At 43.8% G+C, this 25835-nt stretch carries 21 protein-coding genes and 1 pseudogene; 20 read left to right on the plus strand and 2 right to left on the minus strand.

The window, feature by feature from the left end; translation table 11 throughout:
- Positions 1–16: 16 nt before the first annotated feature.
- From BJR36_RS09710 to BJR36_RS09720, 3 genes are all read left to right on the plus strand, one after another.
- Positions 17–1018, plus strand: coding sequence for a Fic family protein (locus BJR36_RS09710; RefSeq protein ID WP_091233427.1), 1002 nt, complete (start codon positions 17–19; stop codon positions 1016–1018).
- A 231-nt stretch (positions 1019–1249) separates the two neighbouring features.
- Positions 1250–2671, plus strand: a complete 1422-nt coding sequence (locus BJR36_RS09715) for an ATP-binding protein (protein WP_242875514.1) — start codon at positions 1250–1252, stop codon at positions 2669–2671.
- Positions 2672–3124: 453 nt separating this feature from the next.
- Complete coding sequence (locus BJR36_RS09720; RefSeq protein ID WP_242875515.1) at positions 3125–4024, plus strand: alpha/beta hydrolase; 900 nt, start codon at positions 3125–3127, stop codon at positions 4022–4024.
- Positions 4025–4086: 62 nt separating this feature from the next.
- On the opposite strand, the gene BJR36_RS09725 is transcribed toward BJR36_RS09720, so the two are convergent.
- A complete protein-coding gene (locus BJR36_RS09725) occupies positions 4087–4860 on the minus strand; it encodes a formate/nitrite transporter family protein (protein WP_091233429.1) in 774 nt (257 codons plus the stop codon).
- 163 nt (positions 4861–5023) lie between these two features.
- Here BJR36_RS09725 and BJR36_RS09730 point away from each other — a divergent pair, with 163 nt between their 5' ends.
- The 9 genes and pseudogenes from BJR36_RS09730 to BJR36_RS09770 all read left to right on the plus strand — a co-directional run bounded on the left by BJR36_RS09730 (position 5024) and on the right by BJR36_RS09770 (position 12973).
- Positions 5024–5386 (plus strand): nucleotide pyrophosphohydrolase, encoded by a 363-nt coding sequence (locus BJR36_RS09730; RefSeq protein WP_091233431.1) that lies wholly within the window; start codon positions 5024–5026, stop codon positions 5384–5386.
- Positions 5387–5494: 108 nt separating this feature from the next.
- Complete coding sequence (locus BJR36_RS09735; protein ID WP_091233434.1) at positions 5495–7021, plus strand: ATP-binding protein; 1527 nt, start codon at positions 5495–5497, stop codon at positions 7019–7021.
- Between the two features lie 138 nt (positions 7022–7159).
- Positions 7160–7711, plus strand: coding sequence for a prolyl-tRNA synthetase associated domain-containing protein (locus tag BJR36_RS09740; protein ID WP_091233585.1), 552 nt, complete (start codon positions 7160–7162; stop codon positions 7709–7711).
- Between the two features lie 12 nt (positions 7712–7723).
- Positions 7724–7858, plus strand: coding sequence for a hypothetical protein (locus BJR36_RS20880; RefSeq protein WP_278276584.1), 135 nt, complete (start codon positions 7724–7726; stop codon positions 7856–7858).
- Between the two features lie 178 nt (positions 7859–8036).
- On the plus strand, positions 8037–8333 hold the full coding sequence (locus BJR36_RS09750; RefSeq protein ID WP_207648846.1) for a hypothetical protein: 297 nt from the start codon (positions 8037–8039) through the stop codon (positions 8331–8333).
- A 243-nt stretch (positions 8334–8576) separates the two neighbouring features.
- A pseudogene (locus BJR36_RS21140) lies at positions 8577–8663 on the plus strand (SEC-C metal-binding domain-containing protein); the annotation flags it as partial.
- 35 nt (positions 8664–8698) lie between these two features.
- The gene (locus tag BJR36_RS09760) at positions 8699–9130 is read left to right on the plus strand and encodes a UPF0158 family protein (RefSeq protein WP_091233445.1); all 432 of its coding nucleotides are present in this window, start codon (positions 8699–8701) and stop codon (positions 9128–9130) included.
- Complete coding sequence (locus BJR36_RS09765; RefSeq protein ID WP_091233450.1) at positions 9127–9585, plus strand: VOC family protein; 459 nt, start codon at positions 9127–9129, stop codon at positions 9583–9585. The genes BJR36_RS09760 and BJR36_RS09765 overlap by 4 nt, the downstream gene beginning before the upstream one ends.
- Before the next feature lie 19 nt (positions 9586–9604).
- On the plus strand, positions 9605–12973 hold the full coding sequence (locus BJR36_RS09770) for a DEAD/DEAH box helicase (RefSeq protein ID WP_091233452.1): 3369 nt from the start codon (positions 9605–9607) through the stop codon (positions 12971–12973).
- 37 nt (positions 12974–13010) lie between these two features.
- Here the strand turns inward: BJR36_RS09770 and BJR36_RS09775 are convergent, their stop codons facing one another.
- Positions 13011–13838 (minus strand): AraC family transcriptional regulator, encoded by an 828-nt coding sequence (locus BJR36_RS09775; RefSeq protein WP_091233455.1) that lies wholly within the window; start codon positions 13836–13838, stop codon positions 13011–13013.
- A 122-nt stretch (positions 13839–13960) separates the two neighbouring features.
- Here BJR36_RS09775 and BJR36_RS09780 point away from each other — a divergent pair, with 122 nt between their 5' ends.
- The 8 genes from BJR36_RS09780 (at position 13961) to BJR36_RS09815 (ending at position 25831) form a co-directional block, all read left to right on the plus strand.
- A complete protein-coding gene (locus tag BJR36_RS09780) occupies positions 13961–16192 on the plus strand; it encodes a glycoside hydrolase family 3 N-terminal domain-containing protein (RefSeq protein ID WP_207648847.1) in 2232 nt (743 codons plus the stop codon).
- 476 nt (positions 16193–16668) lie between these two features.
- Positions 16669–17121 carry a C-glycoside deglycosidase beta subunit domain-containing protein gene (locus tag BJR36_RS09785; RefSeq protein WP_242875516.1) on the plus strand — a complete coding sequence of 151 codons (453 nt, stop codon included), beginning with the start codon at positions 16669–16671 and terminating at the stop codon, positions 17119–17121.
- A 91-nt stretch (positions 17122–17212) separates the two neighbouring features.
- Positions 17213–18196 (plus strand): sugar phosphate isomerase/epimerase family protein, encoded by a 984-nt coding sequence (locus BJR36_RS09790; protein ID WP_091233462.1) that lies wholly within the window; start codon positions 17213–17215, stop codon positions 18194–18196.
- A 130-nt stretch (positions 18197–18326) separates the two neighbouring features.
- On the plus strand, positions 18327–19949 hold the full coding sequence (locus tag BJR36_RS09795; protein WP_242875517.1) for a glycoside hydrolase family 43 protein: 1623 nt from the start codon (positions 18327–18329) through the stop codon (positions 19947–19949).
- 505 nt (positions 19950–20454) lie between these two features.
- Positions 20455–22170: a sensor histidine kinase gene (locus BJR36_RS09800; RefSeq protein ID WP_169823654.1), complete on the plus strand. Its 1716-nt coding sequence runs from the start codon at positions 20455–20457 to the stop codon at positions 22168–22170.
- A 3-nt stretch (positions 22171–22173) separates the two neighbouring features.
- Positions 22174–22974: a response regulator transcription factor gene (locus BJR36_RS09805; protein ID WP_091233469.1), complete on the plus strand. Its 801-nt coding sequence runs from the start codon at positions 22174–22176 to the stop codon at positions 22972–22974.
- A 296-nt stretch (positions 22975–23270) separates the two neighbouring features.
- Complete coding sequence (locus tag BJR36_RS09810) at positions 23271–24815, plus strand: ABC transporter substrate-binding protein (RefSeq protein WP_091233472.1); 1545 nt, start codon at positions 23271–23273, stop codon at positions 24813–24815.
- A gap of 104 nt (positions 24816–24919) precedes the next feature.
- On the plus strand, positions 24920–25831 hold the full coding sequence (locus tag BJR36_RS09815) for an ABC transporter permease (RefSeq protein ID WP_091233475.1): 912 nt from the start codon (positions 24920–24922) through the stop codon (positions 25829–25831).
- Positions 25832–25835: the final 4 nt, after the last annotated feature.

Consider the following 25835-nt stretch of genomic DNA (forward strand, 5'->3'; position numbering starts at 1 on the left):
CAAAGCGAGGGGAAACATGAGCGAAAAAGTTTATATTCCACTATATACAATAACAGATAAGATAGTAAATTTAGTTTCTGCTATAACTGAAATAATAACCAAACTCATGATAAATGATGATATGACCAACATCCCAAGACTTCTAGAAGATAATCGTATCCGTACGATTCATGCCTCATTAGCTATTGAAAATAATTCCTTATCTTTGGATGAAGTAATTGATATTATCAATGGGAAAAAAATTCTGGGGACACCAGCTGAAATATGTGAGGTAAAGAATGCCTTTGAAGCATATAACCGGCTGTTAGAAATGAATCCGTATTCAGTTAAGGATATGTTATTAGCCCATAAAGTATTGATGAATGAATTAACAAAAGAGGCAGGAACATTTCGAAGTGGTGGTGCAGGTGTATTTGTGGGAAAACAATTAGTTCATATGGCACCACCGGCAAATCAGGTGCCACATCTGATAAAGGAGTTGGTTGATTGGGCAAAAAAGGCAGAAGTACATCCACTAATAAAAAGTTGTGTGTTCCATTATGAATTTGAATTTATTCACCCATTTGCAGAGGGAAATAGTAGAATGGGACGAATGTGGCAGACACTATTGCTGTATAAATGGAAATCACTGTTTGGCTGGCTTCCAATTGAAACATTAATTAGGGAGCGGCAAGATGAATATAACAAAGTGCTAGATGAATGTGACCAAAGTGCTGATTCTGGAAAATTCGTAGAGTTTCTGTTAAAAGCTATTTATGAGGTGTTATGTGAAATTGCAGACACCGAACAAGTTATGGAACAAGTAACCGAACAAGTTGAAAGGCTGTTAAAGGTTATTGGTGATAAAGAATTTTCAACCAAGGAGCTTATGGAATTACTGGAATTAAAGCATAGACCAACGTTTAGAGATAACTATTTGTTGCCAGCTATGGATATTGGTTATATTGAAATGACCATACCTGATAAGCCGAATAGTAGTAAGCAGAAATATAAAATGGTAAAGGACATTGAACAATAATGCATAAAAATTTAGCAAGTATAAATTATAGCGCATGTAAATTTGATAGGATTTTACAGTCCACTACACGTATTGTGATGAGTAAACTGGTCATATGTAAGTAGTTGGGCAAGAAGTTTTATTGAAAAGGAAAGATAAGCAAATACTTGAAAGAAAGTGAGATGATACTTGGTGACGGAATTATTTGACATTTCAAAGTTCGATTCATACAAAGAAGATAATCGCCGAGAGGTGAAGAAAGCAAACGGCGGCCTTCCAATTGCACTCTGGGATACCTATTCATCATTTGCCAATACTTATGGTGGAGTAATTATTCTAGGTATTAAAGAACTGGATGATAAAAGTTGGAAAACTACAGGCTTAAAGACAGCTGATAAAGAGAAGCTGTTGGATAATTTCTGGAATCTAATCCATAACAGTCAAAAGGTAAATATCAATCTCCTATCTGAAAATGATGTAGAGGTTTACGAGGTTGGTGAGGACTTAATTATAGTGATTTGTGTTCCAATGGCAAAACGCGAACAAAAGCCTGTATTTATAAATAATGATATGTTTGGCGGAACGTTCAGAAGAGACCATTCTGGAGATTATCATTGTACAAGACTTCAAGTAAAAGCGATGTTGCGTGATCAGACGGATAATACAATGGATATGGAAGTCTTGGATGATGCATTAATGGAAGATTTGAATAAAGAAACAATTCAGGGATACAGAAATCGCCATAGGACATTAAAAGCTGGGCATCCATTTGAAAGATTAGATGATTTAGAGTATCTTCGTAGCATTGGTGCAGCAGCTGTATCCGATGTGGACAAACAGTTACATCCTACTGCAGCAGGTATGTTAATGTTTGGAAATGAGTATAACATCGTGAGACATTTTCCGGAATACTTTTTAGACTATAGAGAATTGCTTGATCCTACGATTCGTTGGACAGATCGATTACAGTCAAGTTCCGGTGAATGGTCAGGTAATATCTGTGATTTTTATTTTAGGGTATATAACAAAATGATCAAGGATATTAAAGTGCCATTTAAGACTAAGGGCGGGGACCGTATTGATGACACTCCTGTGCATGAAGCTTTACGAGAAGCGCTTGCAAATTGCCTAATAAATACAGATTTTTATGGAGTCAGAGGTGTGGTAATTAAAAAAGAGCCAGATAAGCTAATTATGGAAAATCCAGGTTATAGCAGGACAGGAAAGGCTCAGATGCGAAAAGGTGGAGTATCAGATCCTCGTAATAAGACGCTTATGAAGATGTTCAATCTTATTAACATTGGTGAACGTGCAGGAAGCGGAGTTCCAAATATTTTTAATGTATGGGAAGACGAGGGCTGGATTGAGCCAGTGATTGAGGAACAGTTTGATCCTGATAGAATGATTTTAACGCTTGAATTTAAGAAAAAGCAAGCGAAGAAAACAAGCGATAAAAAGCAAGCGAAGAAAACAAGCGATAAAAAGCAAGCGAAGAAAACAACGAAAAATATGGTTGAAATCAGAAAATATCTGCAGAAATATGGCGAGTCAACAACAAGTGATATTGCTGCTCATATTGAATTAAGTCCGGCAAGAACAAGAGTAATTATGGCAGAGATGGATGATGTTGAAGCTATAGGTGGAAACAGTAACAGGACATATAAATTGAAGTGAAAGCGGAGCATAACAAAATTATTATGGCATGTAGACTAACTTTTAAGACATAAATTTAGAAAAGGTAGTTCAAGATGGGTTTAGAATACAAGAATTTCAAAAGCATTTATATGTAAATGAGATGGAAGTATCTAACGCTGTGCTGAGAGATAGGTTTGGTGTGGAAGAATGGAAAAGAAGATAATTTGATGCGCGTTTGCAGTAAAAATATAGCAAGTGAACTTCTTGAAATGACATTTGGAAAAGGAAAATATAATGGAGAAAGTATGTAAATACTAGCATTTGTTTTGAGGGTGGATTTGATGAATTTCTCTAGAGAATCCCTATAAGAGACATATTGGATTTTGAACCGAAAGGAGAAAGAACAGATGAAAGAATCACCAAAAGTAAAACCTTTATGCCCTCCAGGACGCCCCCCCACGTTATGTGGATGTCCCATATGCAGAGGTGACTTTGGATAATGGAGAGGGTCATACATTAAAGATGGACATTTACCAGGACCTAAATCAAAAAGAGCCAGGACCTTGCATCATCTACTATTTTGGCGGCGGATGGATGTGGGGGGAATACAAGCAGGTTACTCAGAAAGCTGTGTACTGCAGGGATTTAATAAAACTGGTAGAGCAAGGCTATACCATCATATCGCCATCCTACCGTCTGGCAAGCCAGTCAGTATTTCCGGCATGCATTCATGATTGCAAGGGAGTAGTGCGTTTCTTAAAGGCAAATGCACAGACTTTTCATATTGATCCGGAACGTATTGGCGTATTAGGCAATTCGGCGGGTGGACACTTAGCGGCTATGGTTGCAATGAGTGCAGACAGCAAAGAAATGGAGGGCGATGTTGGCGGCAATCTGGAGCATTCCAGTGCAGTCAAGGCGGCAGCTGTCTTCTATGGGCCAACTGATTTAGAAGAGCTGATTCATGTGGGAGCAGCTAAAATAGATGGCCCGCCAAAGAATTTGGAAGGTACTGAAATTGACAGTGCGGCCGGTCAGGCGGTTGAAATTGAAACACAGATACTGGGGTACAGAGGGACTGGGAAGAATTTGTGGACATTAAACGAAGTATTGGAAAATGGAGATACAGCTAATACTGATTGGAGATACATTGAACTTGCCAGAAAATGCAGCCCTATTCAGTATGTGAAAGAGGATTGCCCACCTATGATTATCATGCACGGAGGACAAGATCCTGTGGTGCCGATTGATCAGAGTGAGAAGCTGTATAAAGCGTTGGTTGAAGCAGGTGCAGATGTCACCTATCTTTCCTATTCCAATGCAGGGCATGGGCCATCAATGGGAAAAGCAGCAGATGAGTTTGCTTACAGATTTTTGACAGACCGTTTATAAGATAAAATGAAAAAAATATCATTCAGAAGATTAACATAGTCTTATGGATGATATTTTTTGTTTTAATGACTGGTCAGTACTTCCTTATCCAATATTTTCGCTGATAACGGAATCAGGCATCCGCCTACCAGATTGCCTAAAGAAATAACAGCAATATAAAGAACCGCTTTTGCACTCCACGCATCTGCCATGGAGAAATAGAACATGTCGGCAATACTATGCTCATACCCGGAAAGAATAAATACCATGATCGGAAAAATTAATGCGATATTTTTTTCTACTCCATCTTTAATGGTCTGGAAGCCGATAACTGCGATGCTCATCATGATACCGCACATGATTGCCATAATAAATGTACTGAATAAGGTATCTGATAATTTTAAGTCAACTATTTCAACGGTATGCTCGACCAGTTTCGCTAATTTTGTCTGGCGGAACAGATAACCGGTTCCAACGGTTCCTACCATATTTCCAAAATATACTGCAAGAATTGTTTTGAAGAATGACAGTTCTTCGTTCACAATATAACATACTTTTCCGGTATATAAATTCAGACCGAAAGTATAAATAGTAAAGAGACCTATAGAAAATAAAAGTGCGCCGACTATGTGGTTTTCCAGAGTTAAATAAATAGTTCCACCTGAGCTGATCGCAACGCCACCCATAATTGCCTTAATAAATGTTTTCATAAATAGATACGTCCTTTTCTTAAAACTATGTCTTATAAGTAATTTAGAAGATATGATATAAATCACACTATTTGATATTATAACACATGATTTGAAAAATGAAAGCGTATATTGTATGTTTTGTACAAAATACAATGTACAAACCATAATTTGGAAATCAGGAATAAAAACGACTGTTTTTTTCTGCGGTGATGTAGTAAAATAAATCTTAACTGTTAAGAACCCAATAAATCTAAACTGTTCAGGATGGCGAGCTTAGACAGGCATTAAAACATGCAAATGTACACTTGTGAAGAAAGCAGGGTAAATTATGAATGCAGCAGATATACAGGAACTCACGGGCTTGGTGAGAGAATTTTGTGAAGAGCGTGACTGGGATCAGTTTCACAATCCCAAGGATCTTGCAATTGGAATTTCCACAGAGGCCAATGAATTATTGGACTTATTTCGTTTTAAATCAGAAGAAGATATGAGAGAAATATTTGCCAGCACGGATAAAAAGATCCGCGTCGAGGAAGAACTGGCAGATACTTTATTCTTTGTCCTTAGATTTGCCCAGATGAATAATATTGATTTGAAAAAAATCTTAGAAGACAAGCTTGCAAAAAACGGGCAGAAATATCCAGTGGAGAAGATCAAGGGGAAGAACCTGAAGTATACGGAACTGGATTAGAATTAAGAATGAAAATGAGCGATTATTTTTGTACAAGCTGCAAAATCATTAGGTGAGATAGCACGTTGGCTTGAATATTATTGAAATGACAACTATGGAGGTGATTAAGTGATACCATTAAAAATAGAAACCCTGCTTCAAGGACAAGTGGTAGAGCGAAATAGAGTTGAATACAAAGAGGGCTGGAATCCAGGGGATATTATTCATACAATCTGTGCATTTGCAAATGATTATGATAACGTCAATGGTGGCTATCTTGTTATTGGCGTGGCGGCAAATGACGGCATACCAATCTTGCCTCCAAAAGGTGTTGATAAGGAGCGGGTAGATTCTATACAGCAGGAAATATTCCAGTATTGTAATAAGATTGAACCACGTTATATTCCGACAATTGAAGTGGTAAATTATCCGAATGACGATACGCATTTGATTTATTTGAAATGTTCTGCCGGTGATGCAGGACCCTATCAGGCACCAGTAGACGTATATTCAAAAAAACATTCTGATAAAAAAACTGATAAGTCCATGAAATATTGGATCCGTCCAGGTTCATTGACAACACCAGCTAAGCTAAATGAATTATCAGAACTATATGAAAAATTCAATGCGGTTCCTTATGATGATAGGATCAACCGCATGGCGACAATTGATATTATTCGCAGAGGGTATCTGGAGGATTTTATTCGGGATAGCAATAGTACACTTACAAATGAGTTAAATTCCAGAACCCTGGAAGATTTACTTATTTCACTTGAAGTTGCAAATGAAACGGATACTGATTTAGCAATTAGAAACATTGGTGTTTTGATGTTTTCTGATAGACCTGACAAATTAATTCCTGGAGCTCAGATTAATCTGGTCAAGTTCAATACAGATGAGGCGGAGGCGTCGAATGATTTTATTGAAAAGACATTTACAGGACCAATCTGGAAACAGGTAAAAGATGCGTTAGCTTATATAGAATCAACGGTTATTGAAGAAAAAGTTGTGAAGATAAAGAATCAGGCTGAAGTAGACCGTTATTTTAATTATCCATATAACGCGCTTGAAGAAGCACTGGTAAATGCCGCATTCCATAAATCTTATAGAGATGGCGAGCCGGTTGAAATCAGAATCTATGTTGATAGCATTCAGATTATTAATTATCCAGGCCCTGATAAATGGATAAACATGGAAAAATTTTCAACTGGTAAGGTTAGAGCGAGAAAATACCGCAATCGCAGAATCGGAGAATTTTTTAAAGAAATAGATCTTTCAGAGAAACAAGGTACAGGAATCCCTACAATTCTTTCGGCACTAAAGAAGAATGGCTCTCCATTGCCGGAATTCGAGACAGATGAGAATAGAACTTATTTGATTATAACGATTAAGATGAGAAAAGGCTTTGAAAATAAGGGCAAAATGTCCGAATCAATGTCCGAATCAATGTCCGAATCAATGTCCGAATTGGCACAAAGTAGAATGAAAGTGGTGTTAGCTTATTTAAAAGAAACTGAAAGTGTAAGTAGTGCAGTTGTTGCATCGATTTTAGATGTTCAAATTAAAACTGCCAGTAGATTGTTGAATCAGGCAGAAGAAATTGGTTTGTTGAAGAGTGAAGGAAAAACACGAGATAAAATATATAAGATAAAATAATTGAAAATGATATTAAAGAATTTTACTAAAGGGACAAAAGATTAAAATAAAATTTTACATCAGGACTGGAAAAAATAATTGAGAAGCAGCAGAAAAGCCATGCAAGTTCTTAAAAAAAGTGCAGTAAAGGAGATTAAAATGGAACTGGTAAAAGGCAGACCAACCAATCTGATTGGAAGGTCAGACAAGGAAATAAAAGTATATGATTTACTGGAAGAACTGGGAATTGAATATGAAAGAATGGACCATGAAGAAACGAATACCATGGAAGAATGCCACGAGATAGATCTGCTGCTGAATGCCGACATCTGCAAGAACCTTTTTTTGTGCAACAGGCAGAAGACGCAGTTCTATCTGCTGATGATGCCCGGAAATAAGCCTTTTAAAACAAAGGATCTGTCCAGTCAGATCAATAGCGCAAGGCTTTCCTTTGCAGATGCAGAATACATGGAGGAGTATCTCCACATTAAGCCGGGAGCGGTATCAATTATGGGATTGATGAATGATACAGACAATCAGGTGCAGCTTTTAATCGACCGGCAGGTGACGGAGGGTGATACGATTGGATGCCATCCCTGCGTCAGTACTGCAAGTATAAAGATTAGCATCAAAGATATTCTGGAAAAATTCCTGCCGGCGGTTCATCATGAGGCAATGATCGTAGAGCTGCCAGAAGCCAATCGCTTATAAAAGGAGATTCAAATGACGACATTAAAAAGCGCACTAGAAGTATTTAATAAAGAGGACTTGAAAAATTATGCCAGTAAACTGCATATCCGCCGTATCTCATCTTTGAATAAAGGCGAGCTGGCTGATAAAATGCATTCATTTTTGTGAGAATTTTTATGGCATTGCTCCGATTGATGTTCTGCATCAGATCTATCAGAAAAAACCAAAATACAAGATAAGCAGAGAAGAACTGATTCATCTGTTTGAACAGATACCGGATGATATTAACTGGAGTTGTATTCTGGGTGATCATATCATTGCTTCTTCTTATAGGTATGAAAATCGCATGAGATGGTTGCTTGGGATGCAGATGGATAAGGATTTCTATATTCCCACATACCGCCAGGTAGAGGATTATTGGAAGCATCATTATATGACAGATGAACCGGCGTATCAGAAAATGAAATCCTTTTTACAATCCAGGATGCATATGCAATATGAGGAAGCTGAAGACGACATTTGTGAGATATGGTATCGTTTGGAAAAAGGCGATGATTTTAACGAAGTCATGGGATGGCTGAGTAAACGCGGTGTTGTGTTTAATAGTGAATTGGATCTTCAGCAATTCATAAAACTTATGTAAAGTGCGAATAATCATACCAGAATGCTTGCAAACCGTGGATTTACACCGGAAGAAATTGTATTTCAGCGAAAAAAAGAAGAACCGTTTCAGATGCCAACTATTGTGCCTGGAAGCAGTAATGCGGCGGCAATGCTTCGGGAGACGCAGGCCAACCTGAATAGGATGGGATTCAATATCGATTATGAATCGAATGCTGCAACCATACCGGCAGTCGCTTACCCGCATGGTCTGGATGGCGAACCTGTGGTTTCGAGTAAAAAAGTATACCCGAACGATCCGTGCCCTTGTGGAAGTGGGAAAAAGTATAAGAAATGTTGCGGAAAAATCTAATAGAAACAACTGTGATGAATTTGCGGAGGGATATTATGAAAGTAAATTTAAACGATGTTATTGATGCAATTGAATTTGCAGATATGGAAATAGAATACTATTACAGCATTAAAACTGAAGAAATTCTTATATGTTTTGATGGAATGATTAATGGAGATAAGAATCCAGAATTGGAAGAGGATATGGAGGAAAATTTTGAGGATTACATTAGGCTTCCCAATCAATATGACGTTAACGAATATAACATGATGGAAGAATTTATTGAAAACCTGCCCGAAGGGAAAACTCAGGAGAAGCTGGCTGATGCGATCCGGGGCAGGGGGGCCTTTCGCAGATTTAAGGATATGGTCTATGATTTGGGTCTGGAACAGAAGTGGTTTCGGTATCGGGATGCTGAATATTCACGAATTGCCAGAGAATGGTGCAAAGAAAACGAGATTGAGATAATAGAAGAGGAATCAAAATGAAGCTTAAGAACATCTTATTTGTTGTCAACGACATAGAAAAATCAAAAACATTTTACAGGGATCTGTTTGGCCTGCAGGTGGTCGCAGACTTTGGCGAAAATATAATTTTAACAGAAGGGCTTGTTCTCCAGGAAAAGAAACTGTGGGAGAAATTCATCGAAAGAACGGTCTGCGCCGGCGGCAATGATGCGGAGCTGTATTTTGAGGAGAATGATATTGACGGTTTCCTGGAGAAACTGGAGAACAGTGAGTTTGCAATCGAGTATCTGAACAGATGCATCGAGCATGACTGGGGGCAGAGGGTAATCCGTCTTTATGACCCGGACAGGCATATTATAGAGATTGGGGAGCCGATGGAAGCGGTGGCCCGCAGATTTTTGAAGTCAGGAATGACAGCAGAGCAGGTAGCGAAAAAAACGCAGCTGCCGCTTTCGCAGATAGAGGAAATGCAATGAAACACTTTAGGAGGAAAACATGTTAACAAAATCAGACATCCGCAAAGCAGCCAACACTGCCAGCTATTCAAAAGGAGTGGACATCTTTCTTTCTAACAGGATAGAAGAGTTTACAGTGGAGGAAGACGGTGCTTTTGATGATATCAGAGCAGTGGTAAAAGGAAGCGGCCGTAACCGGTATGACGTAGACGTCGTATATGACCTGGAGAATGACAGGATGGAGGATATCAGCTGCGCCTGCCCTGCATTTTCCAAGTACAGCGGAATCTGCAAGCACTGCGTTGCGGTGATGCTGAAGTATCTGGGCCATATTGAAACGAAGCGTGCAGGAATGGAAAAGGAATATAAAAAAGAGACCAGCCTGGCCAGGCTTCAGGCACTGAAAGGCATGCCGCCCAAAAATCCGCCAGTCCAGACGCCGCCAGTCCAGAAGCCATCTGCCCAGAAGCTGCCTGTTCCGCAGATGAAGGCTCAGGCAACAACGCCCGCCATGAAGCAGCTGCTTGCCAAACGCCTGATGAAGAAGACACTTTCCCTGATACCGGATTCCGTGCACGGAAAAGTACGCATCGAACCAATGCTCAAATGCGATACGAACGGGATCGAAGCGGAGTTTAAAATAGGCGCCGGCCAGATGTATATCCTGAAAGACGTATTTGCCTTTGCGGAAGCCCTGGAAAAAAATGAAAGCGTTTCTTACGGGAAAAAGCTGCAGTTCGTGCATACGCTGGAGGCATTTGATCCGGACTACAGGCCTCTGGTCAAATTTATCCGCAGCTGGGTGCAGAACAACAGGATCCGTTATATGCAGACATCCTATTACAGCCATCCTTTCGGGTATGTCCATCCCAGATTAAGGCTGCTTCCCCTGAGCGGAGGCGAGGTGGAGGATTTCCTGGATGCCATGGGCAGCAGGCCGTTTTTTGCAGATGTAACCGGTAAGGGAGAGAAGAGCTGGAAGGTTACGGAGGAAGCCCTTGCGAGGGAGATGTCGGTCAGCAGGAAGGGCAGCGGAATCGAAGTGAAGATCGATCCTGTATTCGGCTACCAGTGCGACCGGGATTACATCTATTTTGAGAAGGGCAGTGTTTACAGAGTCCAGCAGGAAAAAATGGAGGGAATCAGGGATTTTCTGACCTGCATGGCGGATATTCCGGGGCACAAGGTCTATATCCAGAAGGAGGATATCCCAGCATTCAGCAGGGAACTGCTGCCTGCGCTGGAAGAATTTTATGTCTGTACGAAAACGGATTTTGACGAGAAGGATTACGGAGTGGTGCCTGTCAGCTTTGAAATTTATGTTGACGCTCCCCAGAGGGATTTTATCACCTTCCAGATTCTGGCCGTTTATGGAGATAAAAAATACAATATCTACAATGACACGGATGACGTGCCCCAGCGGGATCTGACAGCGGAGATGGAAGTTGGAAATGCGGTCTCCTTCTTCTGCAATGCCTATGATGAGAAGGAAAAGCTGATGGTCCTGGCAGAGGACGAGGACAGGATATATGAACTCCTGGTAAACGGCATACCAAGAATGCAGGATCTGGCCCAGGTGTACATATCGGACGCCCTGAAGCGGATGAAGGTGACGGCGGCCCCGAAGGTGGCAGTCGGGATTTCCGTTTCCGGAGAACTGCTGGAGCTGAGCATGACTTCTGAGGAGATGCCAGGAGACCAGCTTATGGAGATCCTGTCAAAATACAACAGGAAAAAGAAATTCTACCGCCTGAAGAGCGGCGAGTTCGTCAATATCGAGGGAGAAGAGATCGAAGCCCTGTTTGAATTAAGGCAGGGTCTGAATCTGTCGGCTTCCCAGCTGAAGAATACGACCATAGAAATTCCAAAATACAGGGCCCTTTATCTGGATGCGGAGCTGAAGGAAAGGAATTCCCTTCCGGCAGCGAAGGATAAGGAGTTCAAGGCACTGGTGCGGAATATGAAGACAGTGGAGGATAACGATTTTGATATACCGGAGGGGATGGGGAAAATCCTGCGGGAATATCAGAAGAGGGGATTTCTCTGGATCAAGACGATCAGATATAATGGATTCGGCGGAATACTTGCAGACGACATGGGTCTGGGGAAGACCCTGCAGGTCATCTGCTTTCTGATGTCAGAGTATCGGGAATCGCAGAGCCAGGACAACAGGAGAAGCCTTGTTGTGTGCCCGGCATCTCTTGTGTTTAACTGGAAAAGCGAGATTGAAAAATTTGCTCCTGAACTTCCGGTAAAAATGGTGATCGGCACTGCAGCAGAACGCCGGGAAATGCTGGAGAACATGGGCAACAGGGAGATCCTGGTCACCTCCTATGATCTGCTAAAGCGTGACATCAGCCACTATGAGAAGATCAGGTTCCATGCCCAGATCATTGATGAGGCCCAGTTTATCAAGAACCACAATACCCAGGCTGCAAAGGCCGTAAAGCAGGTGAATGCCGGATTCAGGCTGGCCCTTACGGGAACTCCGATTGAAAACAGGCTAAGCGAGCTGTGGAGCATTTTCGATTATCTGATGCCGGGATTTCTCTATACCTACCAGAGGTTCCGGGATGAACTGGAGATCCCCATCGTTCTGAACCAGGAGGAAACAGCCATAAAACGCCTGCAGAAGATGATTGCGCCTTTCGTTTTGAGAAGGCTGAAGAAAGAGGTCCTTACAGACCTGCCGGACAAGCTGGAAGAGAATGTATTTGCGAAACTGGAGGGCGAGCAGCAGAAGCTGTACGATGCGCATGTGAAGAAATTGAAACTCATGCTGGAGAAAGAGTCGGATGAGGAACTGAAAAAATCAAAAATCCAGATTCTGGCGGAACTGACAAAGCTGAGACAGATCTGCTGTGATCCGGCGCTGCTCTACGAGGAGTATCAGAAAGGCTCCGCGAAAACGGAAATGTGCATGGACCTGATACAGAATGCCATCAGCGGGGGCCATAAGATTCTGATTTTTTCCCAGTTTACATCCATGCTGAAAAACCTGCAGAAACGGCTGCAGAAGGAGGATATCCGTTTCTATTCCCTGACCGGTGCGGACAGCAAGGAGAGCAGGGCTGATATGGTAGCGCGGTTCAACAAGGATGATACGCCGGTCTTCTGCATTTCGCTGAAGGCGGGAGGAACAGGGCTGAATCTGACGTCTGCCGACATCGTCATTCATTTTGATCCCTGGTGGAACAGCGCGGTGCAGAACCAGGCGACTGACAGGGCTCACAGGATCGGGCAGAAAAATGTAGTCAGCGTGTACAGGCTGATCGTGAAGGATACCATAGAAGAGAACATCGTGAAAATCCAGGAAAAGAAGAAAGAGCTGGCGGACCAGGTGTTCAGCGGAGAAGGCATGGGCGGGGTCGGCTTTACAAGGGAGGACCTGCTGGAGCTGCTCCGGTAGCCGTTTAGCCCTTTATGGGAGCAGCTGATCGGGCATCTCAGTGCCTCAGCTCCCGGAATTCATTCGGGGTCATCTGCTCCGTTTTTTTGAAGACAGAGCAGAAGTAGCTGCTGTCGCTGAAGCCTGACATGGCTGCGACTTCTTTGATTTTTTTGTCAGGATACTGAATCAGATACGTTTTTGCATGGACCATCCGTATGTTCAGCAGATAATCGGATACGGATGTGCCTGTGGATTTTTTGAAAAGGGTGCAGAGATATTCCCTGGAAAGCTGCACGGATTCTGCGATATCGTAAAGTGAAATCTGTTCTTTAAAGTGAAGCTCCATAAAGCGTGCTGCATTCAAAATCTTCTGATTGGAAATGCTGCCTGCTGAAGTGGAGCTTTTTGTGATATTGACAGACAGGTCCAGAATCAGCTGGTAGAGTATTTTGGAAGTCTCCAGAGCCTTGTCGGGAAGGCCGGACTGATAGATATCGTAAATTTCCTGTTCCGAAGCAAGTGTTTTTTCAGGCTCCTGCAGGGAATAGACGCCCGGATTTCCAAATCCAAGGGACGACAGCAGTCCGGCAGCGCAGGAACCGCTGAAGCACAGAAAATTCGTTACCCACAGGTCCGTGACCGCATAATATTCATGGGGGATGTCCATGGGCAGATAGACGCCGCAGCCTTCCGGAATGAGAAAGCTCTGCTGATCCAGGATCAGCCTGCCTTTCCCCTTTACGCTTTGTACCCACTGATAAAAGGGAACCCCGTTTGCACGGACAACAGGCTCCTGGAGATGGAACAGGCCCATACCGTCAAGAGCCAGCGGAAGGCCTGGATAACGCTTAGAATCGCTTGTAAACAGAAGTTTTTCTGACATCTTATAACCACCTTAATATTTTAATATAAATACGAATATCCTATGATTTAACTTGTGAGTAAACAGGTATATAGTATTAATATAACAATATAACAGATGAAATGCAAGGAGAGGTATCATATATGGACAGAGAAATCAAGAGAAGAGCAGAGGACCTTCTGCGTCAGATGACGCTGGAAGAAAAGATAGGGCAGATGAACCAGCTGTCGCCGTCAATCGTAGGCGGATTCGAGGTGCCGTTTGAAGAACTGATTGAAATGATGACGGACGGAAGGATCAGCCATGAAGAATTCAACAACATCCTGATGAATTCAGAGAAGGATTTTCACGAGGATGACATCCGCGCAGGAAGGATAGGGTCCTGCCTGATGAATGACCCGAAAAAGGCAAATGAACTGCAGAAAATAGCCATGGAGGAAAGCAGGCTCGGGATTCCGCTGATCATCGGATTCGACGTGATCCACGGATTCCAGACCGTGTTCCCGATTCCCCTTGCAGAGGCGGGAAGCTTTGATACCGAAGTGTTTCAGGAGTCTGCCGCAATTGCAGCCAGAGAGGCGAGGAGCCACGGAATCCAGTGGACCTTTGCGCCGATGCTTGATATTGCAAGGGATGCCAGATGGGGGAGGATCAGCGAGTCGCCGGGAGAAGACCCATACTTAAGCGCAGTTTACGGAGAGGCAAAGGTCAAAGGCTTCCAGGGGGAAGAGGCTCCTGAAAAAGGGATTGACAGGGAACATCTTGCGGCCTGTCTGAAGCATTTTGTTGCGTACGGAGCTGTGGAGGGCGGCAAGGACTATAATACGGTAAGCATGTCGAAATCCATGCTGCACAACGGCTATCTTCCGCCATTTAAAAAGGCAGTGGAAGCAGGAGCCATGACTGCCATGGCGGCCTTCAATGATTTCAACGGGGTGCCGTGCACGACAAATCCTTACCTGCTGCGGACAGTCCTGAAAGAAGAGTACGGGTTTGAAGGCTATGTGGTAAGCGATGCCAATGCTGTATTGGAATGCGTGAACCATGGATTTGCAGAGGACAGAAAAGATGCGTCCGTGAAAGCTGCCAATGCCGGAATGGATATGGATATGGGAACTAGCTGCTTCATTGAGAACCTGGAGCAGGCGGTGAAAGAAGGGCTTGTGTCGGAGCAGGTGATCGACGACGCAGTGCGAAGGATCCTGTATGTGAAAATGACCCTGGGACTTTTTGAAAATCCGTATCTGTCGGAAGAAGAGATTGAAAAATACGATGTTCTTCCTGCGGAACATGTTGCAGCATCTTTAGAGGCGGCTAAGAAATCCATCGTGCTTCTGAAAAACGAAAAGGTGCTGCCGGTTAAAAAAGAGACAAGAATTGCACTGGCAGGAAGGCTGGCAGACATGCCGGAAGAAGTCATGGGTGCATGGGCAATCGCAGGACGCACTTCTGACTGCGTCAGCATAAAGCAGGGACTGGAAAACAGGAATGCGAAGATGAAATACTATCCTTGCTGCGGTCCGGAAGGGGATCTGAACGAAGACGAGATAAGCATACTTTTCGGGAATCTGGAAGAAACGGATGTGATTGTTGCCGTTTTGGGAGAGACATCATCCATGAGCGGAGAAGCAGCGTCCCGTGCGGACATCACCCTGCCGGGAGAGCAGCGCAGCTTCCTGAAACGTCTCAAAGAGACTGGGAAACCGGTAGTCCTATGCATGATGAATGGGCGTCCCCTTGCCCTTGACTGGGAAGCAGAGAACATAGATGCAATCGTGGAATGCTGGCAGCTGGGCATTCAGATGGGAAATGCAGTGGCAGAAGTGCTTTACGGGGAATATAATCCGACCGGGAAGCTTGCGGCAACATTTCCTGCACTGACCGGACAATGCCCGATGTACTATAATCATCCAAGCACAGGACGTCCCGGCAGCAGGAGTAAATTCACCTCCCGCTATCTGGATGCACCTCTGGAACCCCTGTATCCGTTTGGCTACGGACTGAGCTATACAACGTTTGCATATAAGGGTCTGTCAGTGACTGAAGAGGCAGACTGCCTGAAGATACAGGTGGAAATAGAAAATACGGGAATGCGGGAAGGGGAAGAGACCATCCAGCTTTATATGCAGGATGTTACGGCAAGTCTGGTCCGCCCGGTAAAAGAACTGAAAGGCTTCTGCAAAGTGACACTGAAGCCGGGAGAGAGCAAAAAAGCGAGCATGATTTTGGACAAAAAGGATATGGGCTTCTATGATGACGATTACGAATATCATCTGGAGGACGGGGAATTCCGTATCTATGCGGGCGCCAATGCAAGGGACTGCCTGATGGAAAGCATTAGGATCTGCAGGTTTTCGAAGGAGGACGTGATGTAAAACATGTTCATTCGCAGCGCGCTCTCGCTTAGATGAAGACGTAGTGGTACGTAGGGCCGCAGAATACGCGGCCCAAGTGCCAACGTCTTCATAAAGCTGCTCATTGAATCATGTTTTGCATCACTGCGTGTTGGATGGCGAATGCGCAAATTGACGAAGCTAAACGTTAGAAGAGGGCTTGATACGCTAGTCGTAATAGGAAATTACTTACTATGAGATAGAAACGCTTTGTGTAGGATCCAGAGCCAGAGGCATGAAAAAAAGTGGGCAAAAAGTGACATCGACTTTTTGCTCACTTTTTTTATAATAAAGGAAAAAGACAAAAACAGGTCAAAATTATTGCTGGAATACTGCAAAATCTAACAAGAAAATATTGCTGTCATTTTATATAATAGTATATAGAAAGCAGTCAGGTCTGCAGCAGTCCGGCATATGATCGCTCATGTAGGACGCAGGTCTGGGCTGCTGCTCAAATTTTGGAACAGGAGAAAATGATTATGGGATTTGCAATGAGAATGAAGCTGAATGATGAGATCATAAATGCAAAGTCGGTCAGAAGCATGTATATCAATGGTGAGAAGAACGGTTTTGAGTTTGATGTGCAGCTGGCTTACTACCGCGGACATTATCTGTCAGACATCGAACTCCTGGAGGTTTATGCGGACGGTGAGAAGATGCCAGCGGAGTCAGTCACTTTTGAATTGAGGGGAAAGGAAATGCCTCTTTACAAGCTGAATTATGCGATGACTGAATTCTGGAGTCAGGTGGAGCCGGCAACCATCCGTGTCATCAAAAAAGGCGGACTGGCGGCAGGGAAGCACAGCCTGGAATTGAAATTGATGCTGCGTATTCCATACATGGCCCTTGGCGGTGATCATACATATATGCCGCTCGACAGCGGGGATGCGGTTGATATTGAAATTGCATAACAGTTCAGGATCGTTGTACGGCGAAGCGTTATTATGCGGAGAAGGACATCGTCCTGAATAGTTGCAAATTGCAGATTAGGAGAGCAGGAATATGAGTGATATAAAATTAGGTGCAACGCTGTTCTGTTATGGAACAGAGTATGCAAGGAAGCAGTATGATTTTGAAGAGTGCGTGAAGCAGGCGGCGCTGGCAGGCGCCACTGGGTATGAGATTGTCGGGACGCAGATGCTCCCTTCCTACCCAAATGTCAGCGATGAATTTTTAGGGCTTGTGAACGATCTGAAGGTGAAATACGGAATCGGTCCTGTCGGCTATGGTGCGAACAATGACAGGGGGATGCGCTGGGACCGTGACCTGAACGACGACGAGATGCTTGCGGATGCGGTCATTGACCTGAAGGCTGCAAATAAACTGGGCTGTAAAGTCATGCGTTCCCAGTATATGCTTTCGCCGGCAGCATTTGAAAGGCTCGCGCCATATGCAAAGCTGTATGACGTAAAGGTGGGAATCGAGATACACAATCCGGCGACGCCGGGATCCCCCGTTATGAAGGAATATCTGGAAGTGATAAAAAGAACAGGTTCCAGGCATCTGGGATTCATACCTGATTTTGGATGCTTTTCCATCGCACCAAATAAGCCGCACTGGATAAAAGCCCTGAAAGCCGGCGTTGAAGAAAAGCATCTTCAGATGGCGGCAGACATGCGCTATCAGGGGATTGCGATTGAGGAAGCGCAGAAGAAGCTGATGGAGGCAGGAGCACACCCTGCAATCAACACCGCGCTGCAGGGGATGTATGGATTTGTACAGTTCCGCCCTAAATCAGCATTACCGGGGCTTCTGGAAGAGCTGAAGGAAATCCTGCCTTACTGCTTCGAGATGCACGGAAAATTCCATTACCTGGATGAGGACTGCGTGGAGCCGAGCATTCCGTATAAGGAAATTCTTGATGTGCTGAAAGAGTCGGATTTTGACGGCTACATCATCAGCGAGTATGAGGATGAGCTGTATTGCGGTGGCACGGAATTCACAAAGCGCCATATCGCCATGGAAAAAGAACTGCTGGGATACTAAGATCAAAAGGCGTCTATGAAGAATATAGTCCTGATCAGTTGCCGGGTTAGGACATCGTTCTGATTAGTTACCTGATAGTCACATATGCGAAAGGGGAAATGGGAATATCAGATTTTCCCATAAAATGAAAATGAATAAAATAAAAAATCCAATACTGCCAGGATTCTATCCCGACCCGTCGATCTGCAGGGTCGGCGAAGATTATTATATGGTATGCTCCAGTTTTGAACTTTATCCCGGAATACCTGTATTCCATAGCAAAGATCTTGCTAACTGGGAGCAGATATCCTACGCAATGAATAAGGAAAACGGATTCCATGTAAATGCCAACGTAATAAGCGGGGGCGTAATGGCTCCTACAATCCGCTATCACGAGGGATTATTCTATATCATCAATGCCAATTTCGGCGATAAAGGGAACTTTATCGTGACAGCTGAAGATCCTGCGGGAAAATGGTCGGATCCCTGCTGGATTCCTGAAATCACGGATCTCGATGCCTCTCTTTTTTTCGATGACGACGGGAAAGTCTACATCGTAAGTCCTGGCAAAGCAAATGAGGACAACGGACGCGGTATCTTTATCACGGGGTTTGATATCCGCACGATGAAGCCGGTTGGGGAAAAAACGCACATATGGAACAGCGCCATGAGGAATGCAGCGTCACCGGAATCGCCACATATCTATCATATAGGAGAGTATTATTATCTGATGATAGCCGAAGGCGGAACGGAGCATTATCATGCCGTGACCGTGGCAAGGAGCAGAAGGCTGACAGACTGGTATGAGGGAAATCCTGCAAACCCGGTGCTGACCCACAGGCATCTTGGATTTTCTTATCCGGTCGACAATATCGGACATGCGGATTTTGTCGATACGCCGGACGGCGAATGGTATGCTGTTATGCTTGGATCCAGAATCATTGAGGGACAGCACAAGAATCTGGGGCGCGAGACTTATATCTGCCCGGTGATCTGGGAACGCGACTGGCCGGTATTCTGTCCGGGAACCGGAAAAGTGGAAATGGAATATCCTGCCGTGCCGGGACTCCAGTGGACGGAATTCCCAAAACAGCCGGAAAAGGACGACTTTGAGAAAGCGGAACTGGGACTCTGCTGGAGCTTCTGGGGGACACCTTATCAGGAGTTCTGGAATATACAGGACAGTAAGCTTCGTTTGAAATGCCTGTCCAGACCGATTACCAGACAGTTAGATCCAATCATAGTCGGCAAGCCTGACATGAAAAAGGATGATTGTGTAAGCTTCATCGGGAGAAGGCAGACTGCCATTGATTTTGAAGCATCCTGTAAGATGAAATTCGCGCCGCAAGAAAAAGAAACGGCAGGTTTCGTTATTATGCAGGCGAGCAACCACCAGTATCGTCTGGAAAGGAAACAGGAAGACGGTCAGCAGATACTGCAGCTTGTGCTGGTGACTACTGAGATGTCCAGTGCGCCTCATATACCAGGATTCAAGAGCATGACCCGGGAAACCGTTCTGGCATCTATACAACACGAGGGTGAAGAGATTATCCTTGGCGTAAAAGTGAAAGGGCAGGATTACAGCTTCTTTTACGGCAGCGATGAAGGAGAGCTCTCCTCTATTTTCGACCATGCGGATGGAAAACTGATCAATCCGGAGATTGTCGGGGGAATGGTCGGCACGATGATCGGCATGTTTGCAAGCGGAAATGGAAAAGAGAGTGATAATCGTGCAGAATTCGAATGGTTCAGGTACGTGACAGAAGCGCTGTAGTAGCTTCGGCCATGGGAGCTTTTACTGGTCTTATGGTCATAGATAATGTATAATAGTAACTATTAAGAACCCTGGTTGCGCAAGGTGTTTTATGCTGATTTTGCATAAAAATCCGAGTTCAGCATGCGCCAAATTGCCGGTTTTGCAATTTGTGTGCATCATATGTGACTATGAAGGAATGTAACCTGACTAATATGAATTGAGAATAAATAAGACTGGCTGATTATGATAGCTGGTCTTATTTAGCTCATAAAACCAGCGTGTCAAAAGCCCTCTTGAAACATTCGGCTTCGTCAATTTGCACATTCGCCATCCAACACACAGTTATGCAAAACATGATTCAATGAGTAGCTTTATGAAGACGTTGGCACTTGGGCCGCGTGTTCTGCGGCCCTATGTACCACTACGTCTTCATCTAAGCGAGAGCGCGCTGCGAATGAACATGTTTTGCATCACGTCCTATAGGAAAAATAACACTTCGCATATCCGGAGGAAGGAAAGCATCATGAAGGAAAAGAGATTTCGGTCCATAATCAGAGAGGTCATCATACTGCCTCTGCTTGTCATGGGCGCAATTATTATCATCACAATAGCTGCATGTATCATCAGCTACCAGAACATGGAAGATAAGATGGTTGACAGCAATTTCAACTCCCTCCAGATCGCCCTCAGTCAGATGGATAATCTGCTGGCACAGGTTGACCAGGATTTCATCCGTTATGTTACGACGAATGACAGCTACACCTTTATGAGCAGCTTTGATGAGAATACTCCCAAAACGGAATACTTCCGGTATGAAGCAGCGACAGTCAACTGGCTGAGCAATCTGGCTTATGATTACGGGGATATCGACGGCGTGTTTGCATATTATGAGAATATGGATCTGCTGCTGTTCAGGGGCAGCGGAAGCGGGATCAACCGGGATGTCCATGAGTATATCGGGGAGCATCTGGATTCGGAGAGACTGAACTACAACCATATGAGCGTCACAAAGATAGCGGATGAATATTTTCTGCTGTATGTAAAGGCATATGGGGACTTTACAGGAGGGTGCTGGATTCCGCTTGATGAATTCATGAAGAAACTGGGATTGGCAAAAGATACCTTGCTGGGGACCGTCTATATCATCGATTCTGAGAGCAATAACACCTTAACGGATATGGAGCTTAACGAGGCACTGAAGGAGAGCGGAATAGCGGATAAACGCATCGAGGCAGCAGGAGAGGCATACCATAATCAGAGCATTCTTTCGCGGAATGAGGATTACTCCATCGGAATGCTGATCCCCGGAAATTCAGTCCTCAGGAATCTGCCGGTCATGATAAAGATCTTCTTTGGGCTGGCAATCCTGTCCGTACTGCTGGTTCCAAGAACAATCTACTGGCTCCAGATAAAAATCGCCAGACCGCTGAAGGAACTGGAACATGCCATGAAAGTGATCAGTAACGGAGAAAGCGAATACCGGATTCCATTGGAAAAGAAAAGAGACAACGACGAATTCTACAGGCTGATGGAACGGTTCAACCAGATGATGGATGAGTTGAATGAATTGGAAATCAGCCTGTACAAAACGAAGATCAAGGAACAGCGGACGCAGCTGAAATACATCAGCCAGCAGATCAGGCCCCATTTTATCCTGAATGCGCTGAATATCATATACACCTATAACATAAGCGAATTCCATCTGGTAAAAAAAATGGTCCTCTATCTGACGAAATATTTCCGCTATATCGTGAACCTGCAGGTGGATTTCGTGGAGCTGGAAAAAGAGTTCCATCATGTTGAGACATATCTGGCGATACAGAAAGAGCGGTATCTGGACAGGCTGGGATATTTCGTGGAATGGGAGAATCAGCTGAAGGAATGCATGATTCCGCCCCTGATTATCCAGACCTTTGTTGAAAACTGCATCAAGTATGCAATAAAAAACGATGAAAAGCTCACGATCTTTGTGCTGGCTCAGGAAGTGGATGGAAAAGTCAAGCTTACTGTCGCGGATACGGGGCACGGTTTCCCGGAGGAAGTCCTCGAGAAGATACATGCCTATATCGATACCAGGGTATACCAGGATGATTTAGGAGTCGGGATACAGAATGCCATTGAACGGATGGACATCCTGTATCAGGAAAGAGTTGAGCTGTCAATAAGGAATGCACCCACAGGCGGAGCAGTTGTCGAAATCTGCCTGCCTTTGGAACTGGAGCTTTTTGGAGGGAAATAGGAAATGTATAACGTTATTTTAGTGGATGATGAACCGAGGAGCATCGATGCGCTCGAAGCCAACATCGAATGGAGAAAGTGTGGAATCCGCGACGTCCATAAAGCGATGAATATGGAAAGTGCGATCAGTATCATAAAAAAGCACAAAATAGATATCCTGATCTGCGACATCGAGATGCCGAACGGGTCAGGCCTGCATCTCCTTGAGTGGCTCAGAGAACACAAATATGAAATCAACTGCATCTTTGTCACCTGCCATCCGGAATTCGACTATATGAGAAAGGCGATACAGCTGAAATGCTATGACTATATTCTGAAGCCGATCGACTATTCGGAGTTTTCCGTGGTTCTGACCAAACTTGTCAAAAAAATGGAAGCTTCTTCTATAGAAGGAGTGGATACCGAGGCTGTCAACTGGGGAGGGCTTACGGATTATCAGATCAGGGAGAAAGAGAACTCGTTCAGCGAGCAGGATGTGGAGAGAAGAGTGAAAAAGTACATCAGAGAACATATGATGGACTCTATCAACATCCCCGATATTGCAAAAGAGCTGAACTTCAATCCCCAGTACCTGATGCGTGCTTTCAAAAATAAAACAGGATTCAGCATCGGAGATTACATCACGAAGGCCAGGATGGAGACGGCCAGACAGATTTTAAAGGATACAAAGATTCCAATCAAGGATGTGGCAAACATGATCGGATACGCCGATTATGCTTATTTTACAAGGGTTTTCAAGAAGGAGTACGAGACATCACCTTCTGAATACCGAAATCGGCAGAATAAGCAGGACAACGGCGAATAGACGGAATACCCGATTGCGGGAACTTGTGGAAAACAAGCAAATCTTTTTCGCCAGCTGCTCTTGCAGCTGGCATTATTTTTATCTCACAGGAAAGTCTGCCCCATGATATATAAATAAAAAGCGGGAGATTGTACGAAGTGTATATAAAAGAGTGTATGATTAATAGATAATAAGATAAAACAGACAAAGAAAGCAGGTCATTTTTGTCCAAGTGCAGGTTATTATATTACTATTTCAGGTGAAATGATTATGGTATATTTCTATTATCAACAAAACAAAACAGGGAGGTAACAGTAATGAAGAAATGGAAAAGAGTTTTATCAGTAGTAATGATGCTAATCATGGCACTTACGATGGTCACCGGTTGTTCCTCAAAGAAGAGCGATGAGGATCCAGCAAAAAATGTAACAGACGACAAGACGGCAACAGACAATGGCGAAGAGCCATATGAACTTGTAATCGAAGTAGTCAATATAAGCCAGAGCTTTGCCGATATTGAGGCAGTGCAGGAGGCCATTAATGAAATCACGGTTCCTGAAATCAACTGTACAGTCAAACTGATGACAGTTCCGATTTTTGAACAGGGAACAAGACTGAGCATGATGGTTGCAGGAAATGAGAAGATCGATCTTGTAAATACAGGTCTTTTGACAAGTCCAAGCACACTTGTTGGTGAAGGGCTGCTGGCGGACATCACTGAATATATCACGCCTACCATGAAAGAACTTGCAGGAGATCTGCTTGCAGCAGGAACGTTTGACGGCAAAGTGTATTCCTATCCGGCGATCTTATATCCGGGCACGGTAGCATGTTTATTCTATGACAAAGACCTTGCAGAGCAGTACGGAATCGAAGTTCCAGAGGCTATTTCAAAAAGCGAAGACTGGGAGAATATTCTGAAACAGGTTAAGGATAGTGGAATGTCAGCTTACGGAATCTCACTTGGTGACGGAGGCGGCGCTTCTATCATGGAATTCGGAGCAAATTTAGACGGGCTCGGCGATAACAATACTCTGAGCTACGGTGTTGTCGTGGATCCGGAAGAAAATACAACGATCACGAACTGGTATGAATCAGAGGACTTTGCACAACTTTGCAATGATCACTATGACTGGATGCAGAAAGGCTACTGTGTTCCGGATTCTCTTACAAACGGGTATACAACGATTGATTCTATGGCAAACGGAGAATGTTTTGCAGTTACCAGCAGCAACAGCGTTGGCATGTCACAGGCATATTTATCTAATCTGACAGGAAAAAATCTTGAAATGGTTATGGTGAGGGAGGCGCTCCTGACAACCGGATATGTGAACACGCAGTCATGGGGTGTTGCAAGCAACAGTGAAAATCCTGAAAAAGCAGTGCAGTTTTTAGATCTTCTCTTTCAGAATGCGGAACTGGCAAATCTCATGAATTACGGCATCGAAGGCTCCCATTATGCAAAAGTGGATGGCACGCAGAACATTGTTGCCTTTCCGGAAGGCAAGGACGCTTCAACAGTCGGATACGGCGGAGACATCATTTCCTGGTTTGGCGACACAAAGACAGCATTCCAGCGTACGCCGAATACAGATGAGTTCTTTGACACCATTGATGACTACGGTTTAGAAGGCGCGAAGAAGTCCTTATGTCTTGGCTTTACTTTCGACACATCAAAAGTTGCGACCCAGGTTGCAGCAGTACAGAGTGTAGTAGGCGAATACAAGCCGACACTCACAACTGGCAACGTGAATCCTGATGAAGTGATTCCTGAATTTATAAAAGCGCTGAAGGATGCAGGCATTGATGAAGTTATAAAAGAAAACCAGAGCCAGCTTGATGCATGGTTAAAAACAAAATAAGATGTAAGCTGCAATGATGATTTAGGGTGACTGATTGAGAGGGCAGTATTTCCTTACTGCCCTCTTTATGGTCTCATGATTTGAAACAGGAGGGTTGGAATGAGATGAAGAAAAACAGGCAATGGAAGAAATGGATACCGATTTATATTTTAGGACTACCGGGTATACTATACCTGCTGATTAATAATTATATGCCGCTATATGGACTGCTGATTGCTTTTAAAGACTACAACTACTCGCTTGGTGTATGGAAAAGCCCCTTTGTTGGATTCCAGAATTTTGAATATTTATTTAAGACGAAAGATGCGTGGGTTATTACAAGAAACACGATAGGATATAATTTACTGTTTATTTTGCTGAATACGGTCATCGGGGTGGCGCTGGCGATTTTTCTGAATGAAGTGCGGAAAAAGGTCTCAAAGAAAATCTACCAGACCGCGATACTGCTGCCGTACCTGATGTCCATGGTTGTGGTCTCCTACCTGGCATATATATTCCTTGGAGACAGAACGGGCATGATCAACCATCTGCTGACATCACTGGGCCTGCCGCCTGTCAAGTTCTATATGACAAAGACATACTGGCCACTGATTTTAACTTTTGTAAATGAGTGGCGAAATATCGGATATGGAACAATCATATTCCTTGCCAGCATTGTCGGAATCAGCGAAAGCTACTATGAGGCAGCTGAACTGGATGGCGCTACAAAGTGGCAGCAGATAAAGCTGATCACGGTTCCGCTTCTGAAACCGACGGTCATCATGCTGGTCACACTGAGCATGGGAAATATATTCCGTTCTGATTTCGGCCTGTTCTATCAGGTGCCAAGAAATCAGGGAATGCTGTTCTCCGTTACGAATACCATTGATACCTACGTATATCGTGCGCTGCTTCAGAGCGGTGATATTTCATTGTCATCCGCAGCGGCATTTTATCAGTCAGCAGTATGCTTTATTACCATCATCATATTCAACAATATTATTAAAAAATACAGCAAAGAAAATGCATTATTCTAGAAGG

The organism is Anaerobium acetethylicum (assembly GCF_900096945.1).
GTDB classification, from domain to species: Bacteria; Bacillota; Clostridia; order Lachnospirales; family Lachnospiraceae; genus Anaerobium; species Anaerobium acetethylicum.